Source organism: Lactobacillus sp. B4026 (assembly GCF_026535825.1).
Taxonomy (GTDB): domain Bacteria; phylum Bacillota; class Bacilli; order Lactobacillales; family Lactobacillaceae; genus Lactobacillus; species Lactobacillus panisapium.
In genome coordinates, this window is the sequence record NZ_JAFNPD010000003.1 from 17,137 (window position 1) to 36,858 (window position 19,722).

20 protein-coding genes and 1 CRISPR repeat array are annotated in these 19,722 nt (G+C 36.9%); of the genes, 4 read left to right on the forward strand and 16 right to left on the reverse strand.

The window, feature by feature from the left end; all coding sequences use genetic code 11:
- Positions 1–84: 84 nt before the first annotated feature.
- Entirely contained in the window at positions 85–1,284 is a 1,200-nt protein-coding gene (locus J3U69_RS03390) for a NupC/NupG family nucleoside CNT transporter (RefSeq protein WP_267413036.1), read from the forward strand.
- A gap of 87 nt (positions 1,285–1,371) precedes the next feature.
- Here J3U69_RS03390 and J3U69_RS03395 read toward each other — a convergent pair whose 3' ends face one another.
- The gene (locus J3U69_RS03395) at positions 1,372–2,544 is read right to left on the reverse strand and encodes an amidohydrolase (RefSeq protein ID WP_220220525.1); all 1,173 of its coding nucleotides are present in this window, start codon (positions 2,542–2,544) and stop codon (positions 1,372–1,374) included.
- A gap of 18 nt (positions 2,545–2,562) precedes the next feature.
- Entirely contained in the window at positions 2,563–3,756 is a 1,194-nt protein-coding gene (locus J3U69_RS03400; RefSeq protein WP_220232606.1) for a metal-dependent hydrolase family protein, read from the reverse strand.
- A 184-nt stretch (positions 3,757–3,940) separates the two neighbouring features.
- Here J3U69_RS03400 and J3U69_RS03405 point away from each other — a divergent pair, with 184 nt between their 5' ends.
- Complete coding sequence (locus J3U69_RS03405; protein ID WP_267413037.1) at positions 3,941–5,128, forward strand: hypothetical protein; 1,188 nt, start codon at positions 3,941–3,943, stop codon at positions 5,126–5,128.
- A 192-nt stretch (positions 5,129–5,320) separates the two neighbouring features.
- On the opposite strand, the gene J3U69_RS03410 is transcribed toward J3U69_RS03405, so the two are convergent.
- The 13 genes from J3U69_RS03410 to J3U69_RS03470 all read right to left on the reverse strand — a co-directional run bounded on the left by J3U69_RS03410 (position 5,321) and on the right by J3U69_RS03470 (position 15,446).
- Entirely contained in the window at positions 5,321–6,484 is a 1,164-nt protein-coding gene (locus tag J3U69_RS03410) for a hypothetical protein (protein WP_267413038.1), read from the reverse strand.
- Positions 6,484–7,650, reverse strand: a complete 1,167-nt coding sequence (locus J3U69_RS03415; RefSeq protein WP_267413039.1) for a hypothetical protein — start codon at positions 7,648–7,650, stop codon at positions 6,484–6,486. The genes J3U69_RS03410 and J3U69_RS03415 overlap by 1 nt, the downstream gene beginning before the upstream one ends.
- Complete coding sequence (locus J3U69_RS03420) at positions 7,650–8,270, reverse strand: ABC transporter ATP-binding protein (protein ID WP_220232611.1); 621 nt, start codon at positions 8,268–8,270, stop codon at positions 7,650–7,652. Before J3U69_RS03420 ends, J3U69_RS03415 begins: the two co-directional genes overlap by 1 nt.
- A 64-nt stretch (positions 8,271–8,334) precedes the next feature.
- Positions 8,335–8,487, reverse strand: coding sequence for a hypothetical protein (locus J3U69_RS03425; protein WP_267413041.1), 153 nt, complete (start codon positions 8,485–8,487; stop codon positions 8,335–8,337).
- A 383-nt stretch (positions 8,488–8,870) separates the two neighbouring features.
- The gene (locus J3U69_RS03430) at positions 8,871–9,101 is read right to left on the reverse strand and encodes a cytochrome b5 domain-containing protein (RefSeq protein WP_103752724.1); all 231 of its coding nucleotides are present in this window, start codon (positions 9,099–9,101) and stop codon (positions 8,871–8,873) included.
- A gap of 84 nt (positions 9,102–9,185) precedes the next feature.
- On the reverse strand, positions 9,186–10,064 hold the full coding sequence (locus J3U69_RS03435; protein ID WP_267413043.1) for a lysophospholipid acyltransferase family protein: 879 nt from the start codon (positions 10,062–10,064) through the stop codon (positions 9,186–9,188).
- Positions 10,061–11,008: a glycosyltransferase family 8 protein gene (locus tag J3U69_RS03440; RefSeq protein ID WP_103752726.1), complete on the reverse strand. Its 948-nt coding sequence runs from the start codon at positions 11,006–11,008 to the stop codon at positions 10,061–10,063. The genes J3U69_RS03435 and J3U69_RS03440 overlap by 4 nt, the downstream gene beginning before the upstream one ends.
- A 25-nt stretch (positions 11,009–11,033) precedes the next feature.
- Complete coding sequence (locus J3U69_RS03445; protein ID WP_103752727.1) at positions 11,034–11,873, reverse strand: glycosyltransferase; 840 nt, start codon at positions 11,871–11,873, stop codon at positions 11,034–11,036.
- 15 nt (positions 11,874–11,888) lie between these two features.
- Entirely contained in the window at positions 11,889–12,650 is a 762-nt protein-coding gene (locus J3U69_RS03450; RefSeq protein WP_220220535.1) for a lysophospholipid acyltransferase family protein, read from the reverse strand.
- Between the two features lie 152 nt (positions 12,651–12,802).
- A complete protein-coding gene (locus J3U69_RS03455) occupies positions 12,803–13,636 on the reverse strand; it encodes a PTS system mannose/fructose/sorbose family transporter subunit IID (protein ID WP_267413044.1) in 834 nt (277 codons plus the stop codon).
- 17 nt (positions 13,637–13,653) lie between these two features.
- Positions 13,654–14,496 (reverse strand): PTS mannose/fructose/sorbose/N-acetylgalactosamine transporter subunit IIC, encoded by an 843-nt coding sequence (locus J3U69_RS03460; protein WP_220220537.1) that lies wholly within the window; start codon positions 14,494–14,496, stop codon positions 13,654–13,656.
- 21 nt (positions 14,497–14,517) lie between these two features.
- Positions 14,518–15,012, reverse strand: a complete 495-nt coding sequence (locus tag J3U69_RS03465; RefSeq protein ID WP_103752729.1) for a PTS system mannose/fructose/N-acetylgalactosamine-transporter subunit IIB — start codon at positions 15,010–15,012, stop codon at positions 14,518–14,520.
- 23 nt (positions 15,013–15,035) lie between these two features.
- On the reverse strand, positions 15,036–15,446 hold the full coding sequence (locus tag J3U69_RS03470; RefSeq protein ID WP_267413045.1) for a PTS sugar transporter subunit IIA: 411 nt from the start codon (positions 15,444–15,446) through the stop codon (positions 15,036–15,038).
- Positions 15,447–15,610: 164 nt separating this feature from the next.
- Here J3U69_RS03470 and deoC point away from each other — a divergent pair, with 164 nt between their 5' ends.
- Positions 15,611–16,318, forward strand: coding sequence for a deoxyribose-phosphate aldolase (gene deoC / locus J3U69_RS03475; protein WP_267413046.1), 708 nt, complete (start codon positions 15,611–15,613; stop codon positions 16,316–16,318).
- Between the two features lie 114 nt (positions 16,319–16,432).
- Positions 16,433–17,152 carry a GntR family transcriptional regulator gene (locus tag J3U69_RS03480; protein ID WP_103752732.1) on the forward strand — a complete coding sequence of 240 codons (720 nt, stop codon included), beginning with the start codon at positions 16,433–16,435 and terminating at the stop codon, positions 17,150–17,152.
- Between the two features lie 187 nt (positions 17,153–17,339).
- Here J3U69_RS03480 and J3U69_RS03485 read toward each other — a convergent pair whose 3' ends face one another.
- Positions 17,340–18,068: a DUF4097 family beta strand repeat-containing protein gene (locus J3U69_RS03485; RefSeq protein WP_267413047.1), complete on the reverse strand. Its 729-nt coding sequence runs from the start codon at positions 18,066–18,068 to the stop codon at positions 17,340–17,342.
- Positions 18,069–18,698: 630 nt separating this feature from the next.
- Positions 18,699–19,592: a CRISPR direct-repeat array (repeat unit 36 nt; unit sequence GTTTTAGATGGTTGTTAAATCAGTGATGACTAGAAC).
- Positions 19,593–19,722: the final 130 nt, after the last annotated feature.

Below are 19,722 nucleotides of genomic sequence, written 5' to 3' on the forward strand. Positions count from 1 at the left end.
AAGCTGTAAAAAGCAGCCCGCCAGGCTCTTGGTACTAAAAGATCAGATCCATTATCCTATTCATTATTTAGAAAGGTGGAAAAAATGCGATTTGTATTCTTATTAACCGGAATTCTTCTGGTGTTAGTAATTGGCTGGTTAGTTAGCAGCGATCGCAAGCATATTAAATTTAAAAAAATGGGCATTATGTTTGTCCTTCAGTTGGTTATTTCTTTTCTGTGCTTGAATACTTCTGGTGGTATTAAAGCGATGGGAGCAATCTCTAGTTTCTTTAATTGGCTGATGATTCAGGCAGCTGGCGGAATCAACTTTGTCTTTGGTGGATTAGTAATTCAAAAAGGAGCTTCGGTCTTCTTTCTTAACGTGTTAATGCCAATAGTTTTTATTTCTGCTTTGGTTGGAATTTTAAACTACTTAAAGATTTTACCGTTTATCATTAAGTGGACAGGCTATCTCTTAAACAAACTTGCTGGAATGGGTGAACTAGAAAGCTACTTTGCGGTTTCAACAGCAATCTTAGGACAGCCAGAAGTTTTTTTAACCATTAAAGATACCATTCCAAAACTAAATGAAAAACGTCTCTACACAATCTGTGCCTCAGCTATGAGTGCAGTTTCGGCGGCAGTTTTAGCTTCATATATGCAGCTCGTGCCCGGGAAATTTGTAGTTACTGCTGTTTTTCTAAACATTTTGTCAGCACTAATTGTTTCTTGCATTATTAATCCGTATGACGTGACTGATGAAGAAAACCAAGCGGTCAATGCGGAATCAGCAACTAGTGACTTAACAAAAGAACCATTTTTCCAAGTGGTTGGCAATTATATTCAGGATGGTTTCAACCTCGCCATTACTGTTGCCGCCATGCTAATTGGCTTTGTTGCCCTGGTTACATTTTTAAATAGTACTTGTACGGCACTCATTCATATCAGTTTCACCCAAATTTTAGGTTACATCTTCTCACCAATTGCTTATTTAATGGGAGTACCGGTTAAAGATATCCAACAGGTTGGCAGCTTGATGGCAACGAAGATGCTTACCAATGAATTTGTAGCGTTAGGAGAGTTACATAAAATAGTTCATGCTCTGAGTCCTAAGGCCGTTGCAATTATTTCTTCGTACCTGATTTCCTTTGCGAACTTTAGTGTAATCGGAATTATTACGGGGGCAATTAAATCAATTAGTGCAAAGCAAGGTGCATTTGTTGCCAAGTTTTCGATGAAATTACTTTTAGGAGCAACATTAGCATCGATTTTAACTGGCACAATTGTTGGACTCTATTTTTAAATTAATAATATTAAGAAAAAAACGTACTAAGATGCAGGGTGTCAAACGTTATGCAACCTGATTTAGCACGTTTTTTAATGTCTTTGGTTAACTTAAAAATTCTAAGACGCTTTCTACTTCGGTTTTTACACCGTTAAGAAGTGCATCTTCAGCAATAATAAATTTAGGACTATGGTTGGAATAAGGATATCCTTCCTCTTCGGTTCCACCACCAAGCAAGAAGAAGCAAAGAGGTGCAAGCTTACCATATGCGGAAAAGTCTTCACTAGCGCTCATCATTGTCCCTGCAGGAACCATTTCTTTAGGCAAAACTTTAAGTGCGCATCGTTTAACAAGACTGGCAATCTTAGGATCGTTTATGACTGCAGCATATGCAAACTGATAATCTAATTGGTAGGAAGCACCATAAGTGTCACATGTATTCTTGACAATTTTCTTAATTCTGTTGGCAATGGCCTGCCTCGTGTCCTCATCAATAGTGCGAACGGAACCGCCGATTGTGGCTGTGTCAGGTAAGACATTAACAGCTACGCCTGAATGAAACTTGCCCACAGTAACAACGTTTAGGTCTTTTGGCGGGGTAAAACGAGAGGTAATTGTATGTAATTGGTTAATAATCTCTGTACCGACAGTAATTGGGTCGATGCCTTCTTGCGGCATTGATCCGTGACTACCTTTACCCTGAATTGTTAGATCAAAAGCATCCGCGCCCGTTGTCACCGGGCCGTCAGTTACGATGTTAACAGTTCCGGCTTTAAGCCCAGTCATGATGTGCAAGCCAATAACAGCATCGAGATTATGCAACTGACCACTGGCAACAATTTCCTTTGCACCGCCAGGCACCTGCTCTTCAGCATGTTGAAAAATGACCTGAACCGTTCCGTGCAATTGTGACCGTAATTGAGTCAATACCTTTGTTGTTGCTAATAAAATTGCGGTATGCGTATCGTGACCGCAGGCATGCATGACGCCATCGTTTTGTGAAGCAAAGTCGAGCCCGGTTTCCTCTTTTACAGGAAGTGCGTCTATATCAGCACGTAGTAAAATCTTTTTTCCAGGGTATGCTCCCTTAATTGTTCCTAGGACGCTGGTAGGAGTGGGATGAGTAATAGTAATTTGGTCAAAGGATGCAAGAATCTGAGTTATTTCTTTGCTAGTTTTGTTTTCTTTAAAAGAAAGTTCCGGATGAGCATGAAAATATCGCCGCCATTTAATCATTTGCTCTTGCGGAATTAATTTAAACCAAGGCTGTGTTTCCATTATTATGATAGCTCCTTTTTAATATGCTCTTTGCCCTTTTTTGTATACCGCTTTATCTTCTTGTTGGACGGCAGTAATATCGGCTAATGGGTTAGCATCTAATACTAAGAAGTCCGCGTATTTGTTTGGTTCTAGCGTGCCGTATTCATCGGCAATTTGCATTAATTTAGCTGAGTTTTGACAAGATGTTAGTAGAGCATCATATGTGCTAAAGCCAATTTTAACCATCAATTCGAGCTCAAAAGGAGTCATAGAAAAATCGTTAAATGGCGTACCAGCATCGGTACCTAAGGTAATCGCAACACCGCGCTTATAGGCATGGGCAATATTATGACGTAAATCATCTAGTGCATCAGCTGCTTTTTTAATTTCCCAGTCGGGCAAAATACCAGTACCATATTTGGGAATAGCCCAGTCTGCCACAATTGTTGGCGTTAAAAAGGTTCCTTGAGAAAGCATAAGATCAATTTCTTCATCATTAACATAAAAGCCATGTTCAATAGAATCGACTTTGGCTTTGATAGCGTTCAAGATTCCTGGATTACCTTCTGCGTGTGCGGCTACGATGTTGCCTTTATGATGAGCTTCTTCAACTGCCGCGCTTATTTCTGCTGTACTCAATTGCGGATCATCCATAAAATCATTTTTAGTCATTACGCCACCGGTTGCCATGACCTTGATAGCCTTAGCTCCCTTTTTTTGCCCACGCCTTACGGCTTTACGCATTTCATCAGGAGAATCAACTAAGTGACCAAAGTTAGGGAAATCTCCGTGACCGCCAGTCATTGAATAAGGCCGACCTGATGGTAAAATCTCGGGTGCATGGTCAATCGTACCGTCAGCAACTAGCTTGCTTAAGGTAATATCAATATCATAAGTACTACCACATTCACGAATGTAGGTTACACCAGATTTTAAAAAGGTATGTAAGTTTTTGACAGCTCTAACCGTTGAGGCAACAACGTTAGCTGTAGTTCCACCATCCCCAACGCTTGGCTCCATGGTTATGTGAGTATGGCAATTAATTAAACCAGGCATCACATATTTTCCTGCTAAGTCGGTTTTTTGTTCAGCCGAGGGCAGGTTAGTGCCATCAGTCCCTACGCTGACGATTTTACCCGTTTGATCATCAACTAACATCCAGGCATCAGCTTGGAGATCACGTTTATTACCATCAAATAATGAAAAATTGTAAAAAAGCTGTTTAGTCATAATAACCTCCTTAAGTTTAAATTGAAGTGCTTTGGTAACATTTGCTGTAATAATTGTGTATTCTAATAATTGTTTAAGCTAATGTCAAATTTATTTTAATCTTTTATTGACTTAATTTAATAAATTGGTTAATATTCTCTTTAATTTATCTTTAATTATTGCTCAACCAAGCGGAGGTATAAATATGCAATTTATCATCTCATTTTTAGTCGTGATGCTGTTCTTAATGTTAGGAGAATGGGTATCTTCTCTAACGCACACCTATATTCCATCAGTTTTTATGACGGCAGTCTTATTTGTATTGGGTTATTGGACCTTTTTGCCCAAAGATGTTGTTGCAACAGCCTCTTTTGGTACTAATTTCAGCACAATTTGTGTTGGCCTATTATTAGTGCATTTGGGAACCTTAATGAGTTTAAAAAAGCTGCTTGAGCAATGGCGTGCAGTTTGTATCGCTCTTTTAGGCGTTTGCGGTACGCTAATTTTAACTTTAACTATTGGTACGCTGATTTTTGACTGGCACACTGTCGTTGCGGCAATTCCGCCATTAACAGGGGGATTAGTCTCGGCTCTTTTGATGACAGATGGATTAAAAGCTCAGGGAATTCAAACTCTAGTTGCTTTACCTGTATCAATGTTTATTTTTCACTCATTATTTGGCTATCCGTTAATTTCTTGGCTATTGAAAAAAGAAGGCGGTCGCCTGGTAAATGAATATCAGAAACAGCCTGTTAAGCAAATGGCACCAACCGGGTTAGATAATGATTCGAATGAAAATAATCTTTTTAAGAAAATGCCTGCTAAATACCAAACTTCTGCATTTATTTTGGTCAAAGTGGCCTTAATTGCCGCTCTTAGCAGTGGTCTGTCTATTGCATTAAAAACTTATCTGCACATTGACCTTAATTCAAATGTCATTTGTCTAATTTTTGGTGTTTTGGCCCATCAAGTAGGGTTCTTGGAATCCGATGTCTTAACTAAAGCTGGTGTTTATAACTGGTTAATGTATGGTTTGCTAGCGTATATTTTTGCTCAACTGAGCCTTACTACGCCACACCAAATGGGCACGATTATTGTGCAGATCATCGTTTTAATTATGCTTGGTTTACTAGGTATGTTTATTGCGTCTAGCCTTTTGGCAAAACCATTTAAAATGACTTGGCAAATGGCCTATGCTTGCTCACTAACATCTTTGTGCGGCTTTCCAGCCGATTATGTAATTACGAGTGAAGTTTCGCATGAAGTAGCTAATAATAAGGAAGAAGAGGCCTATCTGATGGAAAACATGATGCCTAAGATGTTAGTAGGCGGCTTTGCTACTGTTTCTGTCGCATCAATTATTATTGCCTCTGTTTTCTTGAAACTATTGTAAAGTTAGCCTGGTTAAAACAATTATTAAAGCTCAAAAGAGTAACAAAAACCGCTTTGCCATAAGCAAAAGCGGTTTTTAATTGCAACATAAGCGTGAGTCCAGTTCTTACTATTGTATTTTACCCAAAAATTTAAAAAATTGTCTAAACATGAAGGTAGCAATCACTGCATTATTAGGCTTCAAATAGTTTGATTAAAATTTTTGCAAGCTTTCAATTATAAAGGTCAAGCCCAGAATAACTATTGTACTAAAAAGTAAAACGATTATTCCGGAAGCAAAATTTAAATGAGAATTTTGATATATTAATCCTAAATAGCCTGAAGCTGAATCGACTGCATTCAGATAAGTCATTGGCAACCAAGCACTGATTTTTTTAAATATTGGAACAGCTATTTCTGCAATGTTTACTCCTAGAACTAATAAAAGAGTAAATAATAAAGTAGGGAGCTGTGTACGAAAAATTTTTGCAAAAAGTCTAACTAAAACTACTAGAAATAATATGCCCAAAATTTGTAAGGTAATAATTGGTAAAATCAGTTTTCCACTTGCCACAAAGTTATTAGTTACCTTACCGTTAACAAAACTATGGGTCAAATATGGAAATTCTAGGTTTCCTGAACCTGCACAGAATGTAGCAGCAATGAACATCAATAAATTTATTACTAAAAAGCTTCCACCAATTAAAATTAAGCCAGCGGTAATTTCTGTTGAGGTTAAGCGTAATTTGCTAATAGGAATAAGCTTTGTAGGGTTGAGCTTTTGTTTGTAATTTTCTGTGAATAGTAGGGTTAAAATAAATAAGGCCACTAGGGTGAATAAATAAGGCAAATATTGCTTATTAAGGTGTAACCAAAATTGGATACCTGTTACTGGCATATCTTGACTTTCATAGGCTAGAGGTTTTAGTTTTAAATAAGTAAAGAAATCCAGTTTAGTATTTAGCTCTTTTACTTGCGCTTGATTAATTTGATTAGAGTCAATTGCTTCTAAATACTTTTTTTCTTTTTTCTTTTTTTCCCACATAAGTGTATAGGCACGATGCCATTTATTGGCTTGAGCAGCTTGTTGTATTTGATAATCTTGTGAAGAGATTTTTTCATTGATCTTAATAGCATACTTGGTTTCTCTATAAAGATCGCTATTCTTCTTTTGCTGTAAAAGTTTCTTTTTTAGCTTAACATTTTCTGCTTGGTAGTATGTGATTTCTTTTTTTGCACCTGCCTGTAAAGTAAATTCTGATTCGGCATGCAGGTTCATGAATAAAACGATACCTGAAATTATAATTAGGATAGAAATACTAATTAGAGCTAACTTGTTTTTGATAACTTTTTTTAATTCAAATAAAAGATATTCCATTATTGTTCCTCTACACTTTTAAAATGATGGGCCCTAACTTTATCTAGCAAACAAATTAATATGAATAATATGAGTGTCCCAATAAGTAAAGTAATTAATCCGTTTGTAAAATTAATTTGATAATTATTCAGGTTATAAGCAATTTCACCTGAAACAACTTTGAATGAGTTAAGATATGTGCTAGGAATCCACTGAGCAATTTTGGTGAAAGGAACAATAACATTTATTGACAATTCCATACCAATTACTATGAGTACCGCTAATAATAGTGTTGATAGTTGGTTGTGTAATAGTTTGGCTAATAATTGAATAAATAGGGCTAAAAAGATAAATTCCAGAATTTGCAAAATCAAAAATTGGGGGATTAGTGCGGCTAATGGAACTAGATCAACTATTTGATGACCACTAACTAAATGATGGATGATCGTGGGATATTGTAAACTTCCAGTCCCAAAGATTAAAGAAGCTCCAGTAAAGACTAATAGGCTTAGTAGAAAAAACAATATGCAACTAATTACAACTCCGGTTGAGCAACTAATTAGTAGATTGTTAAATTTATTTATTGGCAGGACAGATGTAATATCCAAGCCATTTTTATAATTTTCAGTATATAGATACGTTAGAATAACAATAATTACTAACGTAAATAAGATTGGCCAATAAGATTGGTTTAAATCCAATAAAAGTTGATTACCAGTAATAGCTGCATCGCTTTCGTAGGGCATTGGATGGTTAATTAGATACTGATATCGTTTCTTTGCTCCAATAATAAAATTACGCTCATTATCACTTAAATTACTAGTTTTAATTTTTTTGATGTCATTGATTTTTATTTGATAAACTGGAATCCATTGATTTTTGTTAATATGTTTAACTATAGCTTGATTTACTTGTAACTGCTTCTCGGCTTGCTTAAGTGCAGTTTCAGTTCTTCGATAACTTTCGCTAGATGGCGAATACTTTTTTAATGCCTGCTTATCTTGAGCAATAACATTTTGCTGCATTGCAATATTGCCTTGTGCATCACCTTTTATTGAAGTACCATTATTAACTTGCATTACATTAAGATACAGAACACCAAAGGAGATAATTATTAAAATACATAAGGTAATTACTGATAAATTGGATTTGATGACTTTTTTTAATTGAAAACTAAAGTATGCCATTATTCTGGTACCTCACGCATCATTTGCTTATCTAAAACTAAGCGATGGGAATTTACAATCCTTAGCTCACTACTATAATGAGAGGTCATAATGATACATTTATTTTTCTTAATAACTTCTTGGGATAGACGGTCGTATAGTTGATTGCGACTTTCTTCATCCAAGCCATTTGTTATTTCATCCATTAAATAATATTCTGCATCACTAACAAAATACATAGCTACAAGCAATTTTTGCTTCATACCCAATGAATATTTTTTTATAGGAACTTTTGCATAATCTTGTACACCTAAAAATTCCATTTCTGCTGTTAGGCTAGCACTTGAGTTCCACATTTTCTTGACAAATTTCAAGTAGTCTAAACTATTGAGATTCGGATTAAGCCAGTCACTACTCTCAAAGAAAAAAACTTTTTCTTTATTTTGAGAATATGATTTACCATCTAAAAGGATTTTTCCTGTAGCTATCGGAATTAAATCTGTAATTGCGCGCAAAAAACTAGTTTTGCCTAAGCCATTTTCTGCAGCAATTTGATAAAATTGACCTGGCAAAAATTGATAATTAAAATCATGCAGAATTGGTTGCCGGGTCTTAATGGCCAGATTATTAACTTCAAGCATAGCTGTCTCCTTGATAAGTAAAGTAATGTTAATAAAAATGATAGGGTACTAAGCCCTATCATTTTTACTTTTTATTGATAATTAATAGCCGCCTTGGTAAAGATTTAACTGCAGTTCTTTTAGCTCCAAATGTTTCAAATGTTGGATTGTCTTGTGCATCTGCCTGAACGGTTGCAACACCTGCTACAGCTAATGAAGATACTGCTAGTAATGACATTAAAAGCTTTTTCATTTTCTCTTGCAAAGATTATTATAACTTATTTTTAATTAATATCAATGCTTATTTAATTTATATATAAATATATTTTAATATTTAACGGAATCTAGTTCAGGATTAAGTATGTTACGTAATTTTGTGAACTAAAAAATTGCTCAAATAGCTTGAATCAAATGACTAAAGGTAGTACTTATAATTTGGCACTAAGCGGAATAATGCTTTATACATAATTGCTCGCTTCTGTGAAGGGTTAAGTTTTTCGAAGTGAAGTTAAAGAAAATAACTGAACTAGAAACAGCAGTCAAAAAGTCAATGCAAAACTAAAAGGACTAATCCCCGATTGAATATCGAGAATTAGTCCTCAGTTTAATTGTTAACCTAGATTAGTCTTCGTAGGTACCAACTTTGTTTAATTTGCCCAAAACACTTGTGCCGTGAGGTGCTTGACCGATTGCAATTGTCAAATCTTGTCCTGCCAAGTTGCCGTGGTGTTCACCTTCAGCCCAGTGTGGGTTACCAGTAACATCGTAAACGTCGCCATTAATTGCAACGTAAGCGGGATTACCGTTCTTACCATCGTATTTTGCCAAAGATTCTTTTGTAAATTTCTCCATCCAAGAAACCCCTTTTCTTAATATATATAAAATAAAATAACTCCACTATTATCATAGTCGATAAGAACGGTTAAGTCTATCGAATTATTTTTTATTTTGATAATTGTAGCGCCAGCCTGCGATATCCCACGGGGTAAAATCGTAATCTAGTTTACGATGATAGGCTTGTTCGAAAGCAGCCACTTTTTGCTGGTAATCTTGCTTCAGCATTCGCTTCGAGTTTTCGTTAGCGCTCAGTTTTACATCTGGATAAATAGTCGGTAGAACACGGACCACATACTTATTTTGATAAAAATTAGGGTGGTCTTTTTCCAATTTATCGGTTGTTTGAAGCTCAATAAAAGTAGAAATGACTGGTATATTTTGTTTAGCAGCAAAATAGTACGCACCACGTTGAAACTGCCGCGGCTTCCGGTAATTCCACCACATTTCCTGTTCGGGGTAGATTAGAACCCAATTATCGTCTTCAAGTACATCGTGAAGGTGCTGGGGGAATTCCGTACCAACATAACTAGGGGTTTTGATTAATGGAATTGTGCCAACATAATTCATTAAATAGCATAGAAAACCCGGCAATTTTAGGTTAGTGTCCTCAATGGCAATAGCTAAATTGTGATGAGTTTTATTGGCTAAATGCTTGATTGGCAATGAATCCAGCTGATTGAAATGATTAGCTGTAATAATTGCGCCGCCTTTAGGCAGGTTTTCTAAGTTTTCAAGCCCCACAAATTTAGTGGTAGAAGTAAACAAGCCTGTTAACGCGTTAAAGATTAAATGACCGATCTTATTATTGACCTTACCCTTAATTGTGTCTTGCTCTGACCAAAAACTGTTAACCAAGCTTTTACGTTCTTTTAATGATAGAACCGGATCGCCAAGTTCAACTTTTGCATTCCAGTCTTCCCGGCTTACAGCCGCTTTAATATTTTCGATTACTTTTTCACGATTGTCGCCAATAATCATAAACTGACTGAACCCCGCTTCTTAACCTGCGCCCAGCTATTAGGGTCGTTGACTACCTTATCTTCTTTTGCAAGCATATGATTGAGCTTGCCACGGTCTTGTTCACGTTGCTCATCAGTATAGTTTTCAAGTTCTGCCTTTAATTCAGGGTAGAACTTGGTCTCCTTAGCACTAGCCCAGAAGTACTTTTCATATTGGATTGCAGTAAAATGCCACGGCTTAAAGAACAAGTTGTAATGAATTAAGCTTGGTGATGCAAGTGGCTCGGTATTTTCGTTGGGCATTGCATCCCATTTAGGATCGAGGTGCAAAATGCGCTTGTCACCAATTTCATTTAAATAGTCTTGGTCAGGCGCAATACAGTCGAAATGATAAGTTTCCAGCAAATCCATAAAGTGATCAATGAACTTTTCGTCGCGGAATGCTTTGCAGTTTAATACTAGCATACCGGAATTGATATACTTTTTAGGCTCTAAGGCTAAAACATCTTTGATATATGCCAGCATTTCTGGGACAAACTGAATTGATGAATCCGTGCATGCGCCAAATAAGTGATTGCCAAGTTCGGTTTCGTATAGTTTGCCAATGTCATCATTAATAATGGTATCGCTGTCAATATAAATTGCTTTATCATATTGCGGGAAAAGGTCAGGAATGAATAGACGGTAGAAAATAGACATTGTAAAGAAGTCTGCCCGTAAATAGTTTTCCTGCCGGTTTTCAATCGGAGCAACAATTTCATCATTTATCTTAAAGAATTTAACGTGAACATTGTCGGAGCCCAAGTCGACTAAATCTTGCTTGTGCTCGTCTGCCAGATCCTGACTTAAAAAGTAAACAGTGTAGTCTTTACTTGGATCAGCATGCTTAACTAATGAATTTAATGAAACAGCTGCATATTTAGTAAAATCATCACTAATAGCATAAAAAATAGGAATAGTCATAGTATATATATCTCCAAATTAAATATTAATTTTGAACTAAGTTATCTTTTAAATCAAGGTACTGCGTCAAGATATCATCGTATTCGTGCAATTTCAAAATCTCATGAACACGCTCAACTTGCCATGGCTTGACAGTCAAAGTATGAAAGATTGGCCAAAAACGAAAGCTGGTCGTAAAGTGCTGAATCACAGTATCAGATTGCAATTTGTACTGCTCATTGTAGCGGCGCGGTGCAATTTTCTTTTTAGTCGCAAAGTGATTGAGAGCCGATTGATCTGGCATTGGAACAGTTCGTGTTTGCAAAAGGTGCCTAATTTTAACAAATAAGTTAGTCTTTCTGATTTCTGGCAAATTTAGTAATAACACGCCTGAATTAACGTAGTCAAAGACCTTGTGCTCATGCAAATTATGGAAGAAAAATCGTCCCCAGTAATCAAGTACACCGACGAATTCTGTTTCCGTAAGATCTTGCTGGTAAAAATCAACTAGGCTGCGGCGGATAATCACATCAGCGTCAAGATACAAAATCTTATCTGGCAGCTGGGGAATCTGGTCGGCATAAAGCCGTAGCATTGCATAAGGCGTAAAGTGGGTACTCATATTGGCCACTAACGGTTCGCGGACAAATAAGCCAGTACAATCCATTAATTTTAACGTACTTTTAGGATTTTGCTCAACCAAAAGCGATTTGAGGTAATCAGCCGCGTGTTTACTAAAGGGACTAAATTTCTTTTTAAAACTTTGGGTGTACATCGTTAGGATGTAAATATGGAGTTCTTCGGATCCGCTATTTTTAAGCAAAGAAAGAATAGCGATAAGAATGCCATTTTCAGCGTTTGAATCACCGCAAAAAAGAATATTCATTTTGAACTCCTTAAATTAAATTTTTTGGTAAGTGCAATATTCATAGTTACTGCAATTTGCACGTTTTTGCATTGCTGCAATAATTTGCTCGTGCAATTTTTCTTGTTGCTGCTTTTTACTAAGCTGGGTAGCGGGATAAAAAGGGCCGTCAATAAAAACAGTTATTCGTGGTCGTTTACCCCATTTTGGTTTGGTATACGTTGTGGTCATAGTAAAACTAGGCGCATTCAATGCCACCGGAAAGTGCATACTGGTTTTAGGAAACGGCCGAATCTTAGTGTAATACGGCCAGACATGAGCTTCAGGATAAATGACGACCGTTTTGCCTGCCTTAATTACAGTTGAAACAGCCTTAATTAGTTTACCAGACTGTGCAAGATCGTTGCCGATGGGAAGACCAAAGTATGGTAATACCAATTTGCCTAAAATGGGGATGCCCCAGTTGGCTTGTGCCCCAATTGCATAATAATTTTGAGCAGGAATAATACTAAGTGGTAAAACAACATCACCAAAAGCTTGGGTGTGATTACCATAAATAAAGTATCCTTGATTACGTACCTTAGCTAACTTTTCTTTTCCAATTAAATGAACGTGCAAAATTAGGTGAATATAGACAAAACTAATTAAATGTCCCAGTGGGCGAACTATTTTTGCCCAGATCTTGCCACAGCGTGATGGGGGAAAAAGCGAATAATCGTCAGGCAACTGATAATCTTGTTGGTGACTATCTACTAAATCGTCAGTTAAGAGATGGTAATAGTATTGATGCTTGCCCATGAAACCCTTCTTTCAATAACAGTATTAGGTAATTTTATCATGAATTGCACAATAAGAAAAAGGGCGTCATATTTTTACACTTGAAAACAAAAAAAGCACACAATTAATGTGTGCTTTAAAATCATTAGCCGAAAATAGGATTATTTGCTTGTTTAAAATAAACCAATCAAGCAGCCAATTGTAACAATTAAGACCATAATAATAATTACTTTAGTGGCGGTTAACTGCTTACTTGAGACTAGCCACCAGCCTAAAATAACCATGACTAAAGGAAGCAAACCAGGGAAAATGCCGTCAAGAACGGTTTGTAAAGGTTGAAATTTACCTCCTAGAGGAATTTTGGCAACAGTTTTTAAAACAATCGTGTTAGCTGCCAGTGCACCGACAACCATTACACCTAAGATATTGAATGCATCGGTAATTCTTTTCGAGTTTTCACCAACGATTGTATCAATTGCACCAACACCAAGGCGATAACCACTATGAAATGCAACGTAGGAAATGGTTGGCCCAATAATGCCATAGGCGATGATATAAAAGAGTGGTCCGACTGGGCTGCCGCCTTTGGCTAAGCTCATTGCGATTGATAGTAAAATCGGAACAATTATTCCTTGAATAAGCGAATCTCCAATGCCAGCCAGCGGGCCCATCAGAGTGGCTTTAATATTAACTGGCATTTCTTCGGAAACATCATTGCCTAAGGCAATCTGTTCTTCAAGCGAGGCAACGATCCCGTTAATGATTTGTCCGGTTTGCGGCTCAGTATTATAAAACATTGAGTGCCGCTCAAGTAACCGGCGCTTTTTAGCAGGATCATTTTGATAATATTTACGGGCAAAGGGTAAATAAGAGTAAGCCCAGGCATGGCCCTGCAGTTTTTCATAACTCATTGAGCTGAGGTGGGTAAAACCCCATCTGTACCAAATTTGATTAAGTTCATGCTTTGACAGCAATTTTTGCGGTTCTTGGGTATTTTTAGTAGCCATCCTTGTTCGTCCCTTCTTTAAAATAAGTCTTCATCTTCATAGGTATCATCCGTATCGACCGCCTCAGGTCCATTATCGGCTGAACTAGCAGCAGGCTGATTGTTTTTGGCTGTAGCGACATAATAAAGGTATGCTACCAGCGCAGCAATAAATACAATGGCAATCATACTTAGTTTGGCAAAAGCCAGCAGTACGAAACCGGCAAAAAAGAAGATGAAGTGAGCTTTATTTTTAATAACAATACTCATGAGCATTGCGATTCCTAAGGCTGGCAAGACACCGCCCAAAACTTGAATAATGTGCGTAACAATTGCTGGAATGCTATTGATCAGCCAATTAACTAAGCCTTTACCATAGAAAATTGCTAAAAAAACGGGAACAGCACGTAAGAGAAAAGTAGTAATTTGCGGATAAACTAAGTGGTTTAGCACAATCTGGCGGTCGTCATTGTTATGGGCCGCTTTTTCTGCGCGCGTGTTCCAAAACGAGTAAAGTGCCATTCGGCCATTATAGAAAATTAGACCAAAGGTTTGCCCGATGAAAATGGCCAGTGTAACGGCAATTGCGGGATTTTTGGTAGTAGCCATGGCTAAGCCAATCCCACCATAGGCCGCGTAGGTTATTTCACTATTAGTTGCGCCACCTGTTGACAAGTTGGCAATGAAGACAGCTTGGACGGCTAAGCCGCATAGGATACCATTTTTGACATCCCCAAAAGCTAGCCCAACTAGCAGTCCGGCTACCAGCGGTCGGCCGACGATGTAAAATCCACCTGACATGCCGAATAGCCAAGGCGATTCAATCGCACCAAGGTAACAAAAGATGCCAGTCAGTAAAGCTGGAAAAAACAAATTATTCATAATTATTGCCTCCAAAGATAGTTAAGACATTGAATCAAATTTCTTTTTCATGGTTGACCAAGGCTTAATTTCATCATCTGGTAATAGCTGGAATTGGATTTCAATTCCGTGATTAGCAATATCCTCGAAGGCATCGTAATCAGCTTGGTCTAATGCGACTGTTCGCCCTAAAACCTTGGTTCCTGGTCGGGTATTCATGGGACCAACATTTAGTACTTTGCCAAAATCAATCCCCATGTCTGCAAGCTGTGCAAAAGTTTTAGGGGAATCACTAATTAAGAAAAATTTTTTCTTTGATGCAATTCCCTTGGCAATTTTATCCCCGGCTTCAGCTACGGTATAAATGCCAACCTTTAATTCGTTAGCCGCAGCCTTTAAAACTTTTCGGCGCAATTTATCATGTGCAATATTGTCGCCAACTACTAAAATACCATCGACAGGACGTGCTTTTGTCCATCTAGTCATTGTCTGGCCGTGAATAACGCGATCGTCAATTCGTACAACTGAAATACTCATTTTTCTACTCCTTTTTCAAATAATCAGAATTCAAGTTCATCATCATCTGGTTCATCGTGTGCAACATCAATTCCAGCTTTTCCGGCATTAAGGGCAATTGCTACAGCCTCATCTAAAGTCAATTGCTCAGTTAATTGCGGCACTAATTCAAGTAGCATAGGTAAATTCAAACCACTGACTACCCGAATGGTCTGCGGTCGCATTAAGTAAAATTTAAAAGCCTCGTTATACGGTGTTCCGCCTTTCAGATCGGCTAAAATTAGGATGGGCTCTGTTCTTGGCTCTAATAATTTTTTTAGCCGCGTTTGAAACGAACCGATACCATCCTGATCTAGTTCGATAGTCATTAAATGACTAGATTTACCCGCAATAAATTCAAAGCTTGATTTGATACCACTTGCTAGGTGACCATGTGAAGTTAATAAGATTTGCACTGTTATCGCCTCTTTTTTGTAATTACATAATCTTTACAACCAACATTATATGTAATCGCTTTCCACAAGTCAATTAATATTTTTACACTGTTTTTTAGTTATTGACAACGGTTTCAGTAATAGCTACAATTTAATTATGTAATTACAAAAAGGAGAAAGGAATTATGAAATATACGATTGATGATTTTGCCCAGCTGATTGATCATACAAATCTGCATGCTGATGCAACTGAAGCAGATATGAAAAAACTTTGTGATGAGGCTAAACAGTACCATTTTAAAATGGTTGCCATTAACCAGGTGCAAGCCAAATTTTGTTCCGCTCAGCTTGCCGGAACGGATATCGATACAGGAGCCGCGATTAGTTTTCCGTTGGGCCAAACAACAATTACTTCTAAGGTGGCAGAAACTAAAGATGCATTGGCAAATGGGGCAAATGAAATTGATTATGTCGTAAATTTGACCCAGGTCAAAGCGCATAATTGGTCATATATTGAGGAAGAAATGACAAAGATGGTAGTAGCTTGCCACAACCAGCATGTTCCGTGCAAAGTAATTTTTGAAAATTGCTACTTGACCAAAGACGAGATTAAACAGCTGGCGCTGATTGCTAAAAAAGTCGAACCGGATTTTATCAAAACTTCAACTGGGTTTGGTACCTCAGGAGCTAAAGTCGAAGATGTTAAGTTGATGAAAGACACGGTTGGCACAAAAGTTAAGGTTAAGGCAGCTGGCGGAATTAGAAATACAGATGACTTTTTGGCAATGATTGCGGCTGGTGCGCAAAGAATTGGTACTAGTTCAGGCGTCAAAATTATTGCTGCATTAAAAAAGCGGTTTGCTGCGGATAATGTTACTGCAATTAATCTTTAAATTCGCTAGAAATGGCCGTAGCAAGATAAAAAAACTGCTTTAATACTGGCTTTTTTAATGTTATACTATTAATATAATGATATAAAATAAATAAAAAGAAAGCAGTGGGTTTAATTGGCTGAAACAGATCTTCCGAAATATCGCGTAATTGCTAACGATCTTTTAAACAAAATTCAGACTGGTGTTTATGCACAAAACACAATCATTCCGCCTGAAGTAGAATTAGCAAGCACTTACCAAGTAAGTCGGCCGACCGTTCGCCAAGCAATTTCACTTTTAGTTAATCAAGGGTACTTGGAACGACGCCGTAAGCGTGGGACTTTAGTAAAAAAGGTGAAAATTGAACAGGAATTTACGCACCTGATTGAAAGCTACAGCGAGGAAATGAGTTCTAAGGGGATTTACCCTAAAACAAACTTACTTTATTTTGGCGAAGAAAAAGCTAATCCAGAAGTGAGTAAAAACTTACAACTCGAAGTGCAAGAACCGGTTTTTAAGATGGTCCGCTTGCGCTATGCCAATGAACAACCAACTGTTTTAGTAACAACTTATGTACCTAAAAAAAGGGTGCCCAAGTTGGCCGACTACGATTTTTCAACGGCTTCTTTATATAGCACGTTGGAGAAGTATCAGTTAAAGGTGACGCATGTCATTAGAAAACTAGAGGTGATGGAAGCAGACGAGACGACTGCCAATCTCTTAAATATTGCGGCTAATAAACCGATTTTTTACTTTCATACTCAAGGACTAACTTCTGATGAGCAGCCGATTGAGTATTCAATCGCTGAATATCGCGGTGATATCAATTCTTTTGTGATTGATGTTCAGCGTTAACAGCCATGTTTGCTATTAATTTGCAGAAAACCCCATGATTAGGACAACTAATTATGGGGTTTTTGGGTACCAGAATAATCTTAAGGATGTGTAACTAAAAAACTGATTTACGCGGAATCGCGGAAATCAGCTCGCAGTTGAAATTCATTAAACTTAAGTTTCACATTATGTCAGGTCAATTGCTCTGTCATTTGACTATAATTGAACCTGCAAGTGCTTTAGCTACTAAGTTATTTGGTCCAGAAGATTTACGATAAAAATGATGATGATGATTTTCTTGATGGTACTTAATTAGACCAACGCTGGTTTTAAGGTCATAACTTGTAGTGTCGTTTTTATTTTTGATTATGGTCAGTGATCCTGCTGCAAGTATAAAGCTGCTTTGTCCCTGCAGCTGCTTGATATTAGCTGAACCAGCAGCGAGATCAGCCTTCAAATTCATCTCACAATTTAAAAGTTTAAGGCTGCCGGCAGAAAGATTAATTTTAGCTGCGCCGTGAACAATTAAGTCAGTTAATTTAGCCGAACCCGCAAGCAATTCTATGTCTAAATTCTGCATGGTTAGATGAAGTAACGTGACGTCGCCTGCATAAGCCTTAATTTTTGTTTGTAAAAGCTCACAATCTAGCGGCAATGTAATATTGATGAGTGCCTGTTTAGTATAAATTAGATTTTTCTTAGCCCGGGGCTTTTTCTCCCGAATTAGTAGCTTTTTTCCAAACACAGTAATGTTTACATTTTCGTTAGCCTGACTAGAAATAATAGCCTGATAATTTTTACCACCCTGAATATTAATGGTAAAAGTGTATGTTTCAGCATCTATTTCAGTAAACTGCGGTAAATCAATTTGACGTGAATTTAAGTTTGCACTGTTGTTTTCTTGTTCAGCGAAAATATGTTTAAAAAAGTTTCCCATAATTAAACCCCTTGTTGTGACTAGTTTTTTGTGATTAAATTTTGCTATTTCTTAGTTTTTACTGATGTCTTAATTAAAATACTTTTAAAAACTAATGCAATTCTTTTTGCATAACTGGCAGTAAAAATTGTTTAAGCGGTTAAATTTGGTAAATAAAACTGATTGCGTAGTAATTGCTGCATGGAACCACTTCATATTTTTATTTGAAAAAGCTTTTGACATGGTAGGAACAGGGGATTAATAGCCTAGATATGGTAGGAACAGGGGATTAATAGCCTAGATAAAGTCGCACAGAATAAGATATTTTGCGTTTTTAGCAGCATTATTTGATGGCAGATTTGCCGCTAACAATTAGCTTTGATGAAGATTTGAAAATGCTAATCAAAATGGTGAATTCGCATCTAGCTGAGAATATATTGAGTGAATCATATGCTATAATTGAAACAGTTCTATAAATTTGCCAAAACTGTAACTTGAAAACAGTTATTTTGATAATCGGGAATTAGTACTAATTGAATTCACATCTTCGGATTTTTTGGTTGTTACCGGGGATGCCTATTTTTATAACGTTATCGAAGGTTTAGTCGACTGGTATTAACTGCTACATTAAAATTTGATGATAAAACATCGGTTTTAGATGGTTGTTAAATCAGTGATGACTAGAACTATTGTTCCATTAAAGCTAAATACTGAGTTGTTTTAGATGGTTGTTAAATCAGTGATGACTAGAACAAGATTCTACCCTTGTTAGTTGTGTTAACGGTTTTAGATGGTTGTTAAATCAGTGATGACTAGAACTATTACTCTCTGAGTTCGCATATTGGCTTAGTTTTAGATGGTTGTTAAATCAGTGATGACTAGAACATCTAATATCTTGATATCACTTGATCTAGCGTTTTAGATGGTTGTTAAATCAGTGATGACTAGAACGATGACAGCCGTGATTATGGCTACTATGTTGTTTTAGATGGTTGTTAAATCAGTGATGACTAGAACCTGGTTTTACCAGAACTTAGAGCTATTTTAGTTTTAGATGGTTGTTAAATCAGTGATGACTAGAACGTAGATTCATAGCAATGACCAATGCGGAAGGTTTTAGATGGTTGTTAAATCAGTGATGACTAGAACCTAAAAGCTCGGCCAAAAAAAGCTATGATCGTTTTAGATGGTTGTTAAATCAGTGATGACTAGAACAGAGTTTTATCTTGGATTATCGCTATATTAGTTTTAGATGGTTGTTAAATCAGTGATGACTAGAACCAAAATATTTTGTACCATAACGAGCGTTATGTTTTAGATGGTTGTTAAATCAGTGATGACTAGAACACGCTGGACTAATAGCTACCGACCAGACTGGTTTTAGATGGTTGTTAAATCAGTGATGACTAGAACAATGAAAGTACCTAAAGTTAATGGAAATTGGTTTTAGATGGTTGTTAAATCAGTGATGACTAGAACAATAAATATAATTTTCAGAGTCATATTTAAGTTTTATATGCTTGTTAGATCAGTGATGGTTACAATAAAGTAGCCGTAATAAAAATTGAATCAAATTAACTTCAGTATCAAGCTTGAGCAGCTAGCTTTTTATGCCAAATATGGACGTAAAATTTTGGAAAGTGGCGAATTCACACTCTTTAGTAGCAATTTAATG

Coding starts and splice junctions, on each gene's coding strand:
- J3U69_RS03405 (WP_267413037.1), top strand. CDS start 3,941: ATGCAATTTATCATCTCATTTTTAGTCGTGATGCTGTTCTTAATGTTA.
- J3U69_RS03450 (WP_220220535.1), bottom strand. CDS start 12,650: ATGGGCAAGCATCAATACTATTACCATCTCTTAACTGACGATTTAGTA.
- J3U69_RS03445 (WP_103752727.1), bottom strand. CDS start 11,873: ATGAATATTCTTTTTTGCGGTGATTCAAACGCTGAAAATGGCATTCTT.
- J3U69_RS03400 (WP_220232606.1), bottom strand. CDS start 3,756: ATGACTAAACAGCTTTTTTACAATTTTTCATTATTTGATGGTAATAAA.
- J3U69_RS03460 (WP_220220537.1), bottom strand. CDS start 14,496: ATGAATAATTTGTTTTTTCCAGCTTTACTGACTGGCATCTTTTGTTAC.
- J3U69_RS03430 (WP_103752724.1), bottom strand. CDS start 9,101: ATGGAGAAATTTACAAAAGAATCTTTGGCAAAATACGATGGTAAGAAC.
- J3U69_RS03455 (WP_267413044.1), bottom strand. CDS start 13,636: ATGGCTACTAAAAATACCCAAGAACCGCAAAAATTGCTGTCAAAGCAT.
- J3U69_RS03440 (WP_103752726.1), bottom strand. CDS start 11,008: ATGACTATTCCTATTTTTTATGCTATTAGTGATGATTTTACTAAATAT.
- deoC (WP_267413046.1), top strand. CDS start 15,611: ATGAAATATACGATTGATGATTTTGCCCAGCTGATTGATCATACAAAT.
- J3U69_RS03420 (WP_220232611.1), bottom strand. CDS start 8,270: ATGCTTGAAGTTAATAATCTGGCCATTAAGACCCGGCAACCAATTCTG.
- J3U69_RS03410 (WP_267413038.1), bottom strand. CDS start 6,484: ATGGAATATCTTTTATTTGAATTAAAAAAAGTTATCAAAAACAAGTTA.
- J3U69_RS03390 (WP_267413036.1), top strand. CDS start 85: ATGCGATTTGTATTCTTATTAACCGGAATTCTTCTGGTGTTAGTAATT.
- J3U69_RS03435 (WP_267413043.1), bottom strand. CDS start 10,064: ATGATTATTGGCGACAATCGTGAAAAAGTAATCGAAAATATTAAAGCG.
- J3U69_RS03395 (WP_220220525.1), bottom strand. CDS start 2,544: ATGGAAACACAGCCTTGGTTTAAATTAATTCCGCAAGAGCAAATGATT.
- J3U69_RS03485 (WP_267413047.1), bottom strand. CDS start 18,068: ATGGGAAACTTTTTTAAACATATTTTCGCTGAACAAGAAAACAACAGT.
- J3U69_RS03425 (WP_267413041.1), bottom strand. CDS start 8,487: ATGTCATTACTAGCAGTATCTTCATTAGCTGTAGCAGGTGTTGCAACC.
- J3U69_RS03465 (WP_103752729.1), bottom strand. CDS start 15,012: ATGAGTATTTCAGTTGTACGAATTGACGATCGCGTTATTCACGGCCAG.
- J3U69_RS03415 (WP_267413039.1), bottom strand. CDS start 7,650: ATGGCATACTTTAGTTTTCAATTAAAAAAAGTCATCAAATCCAATTTA.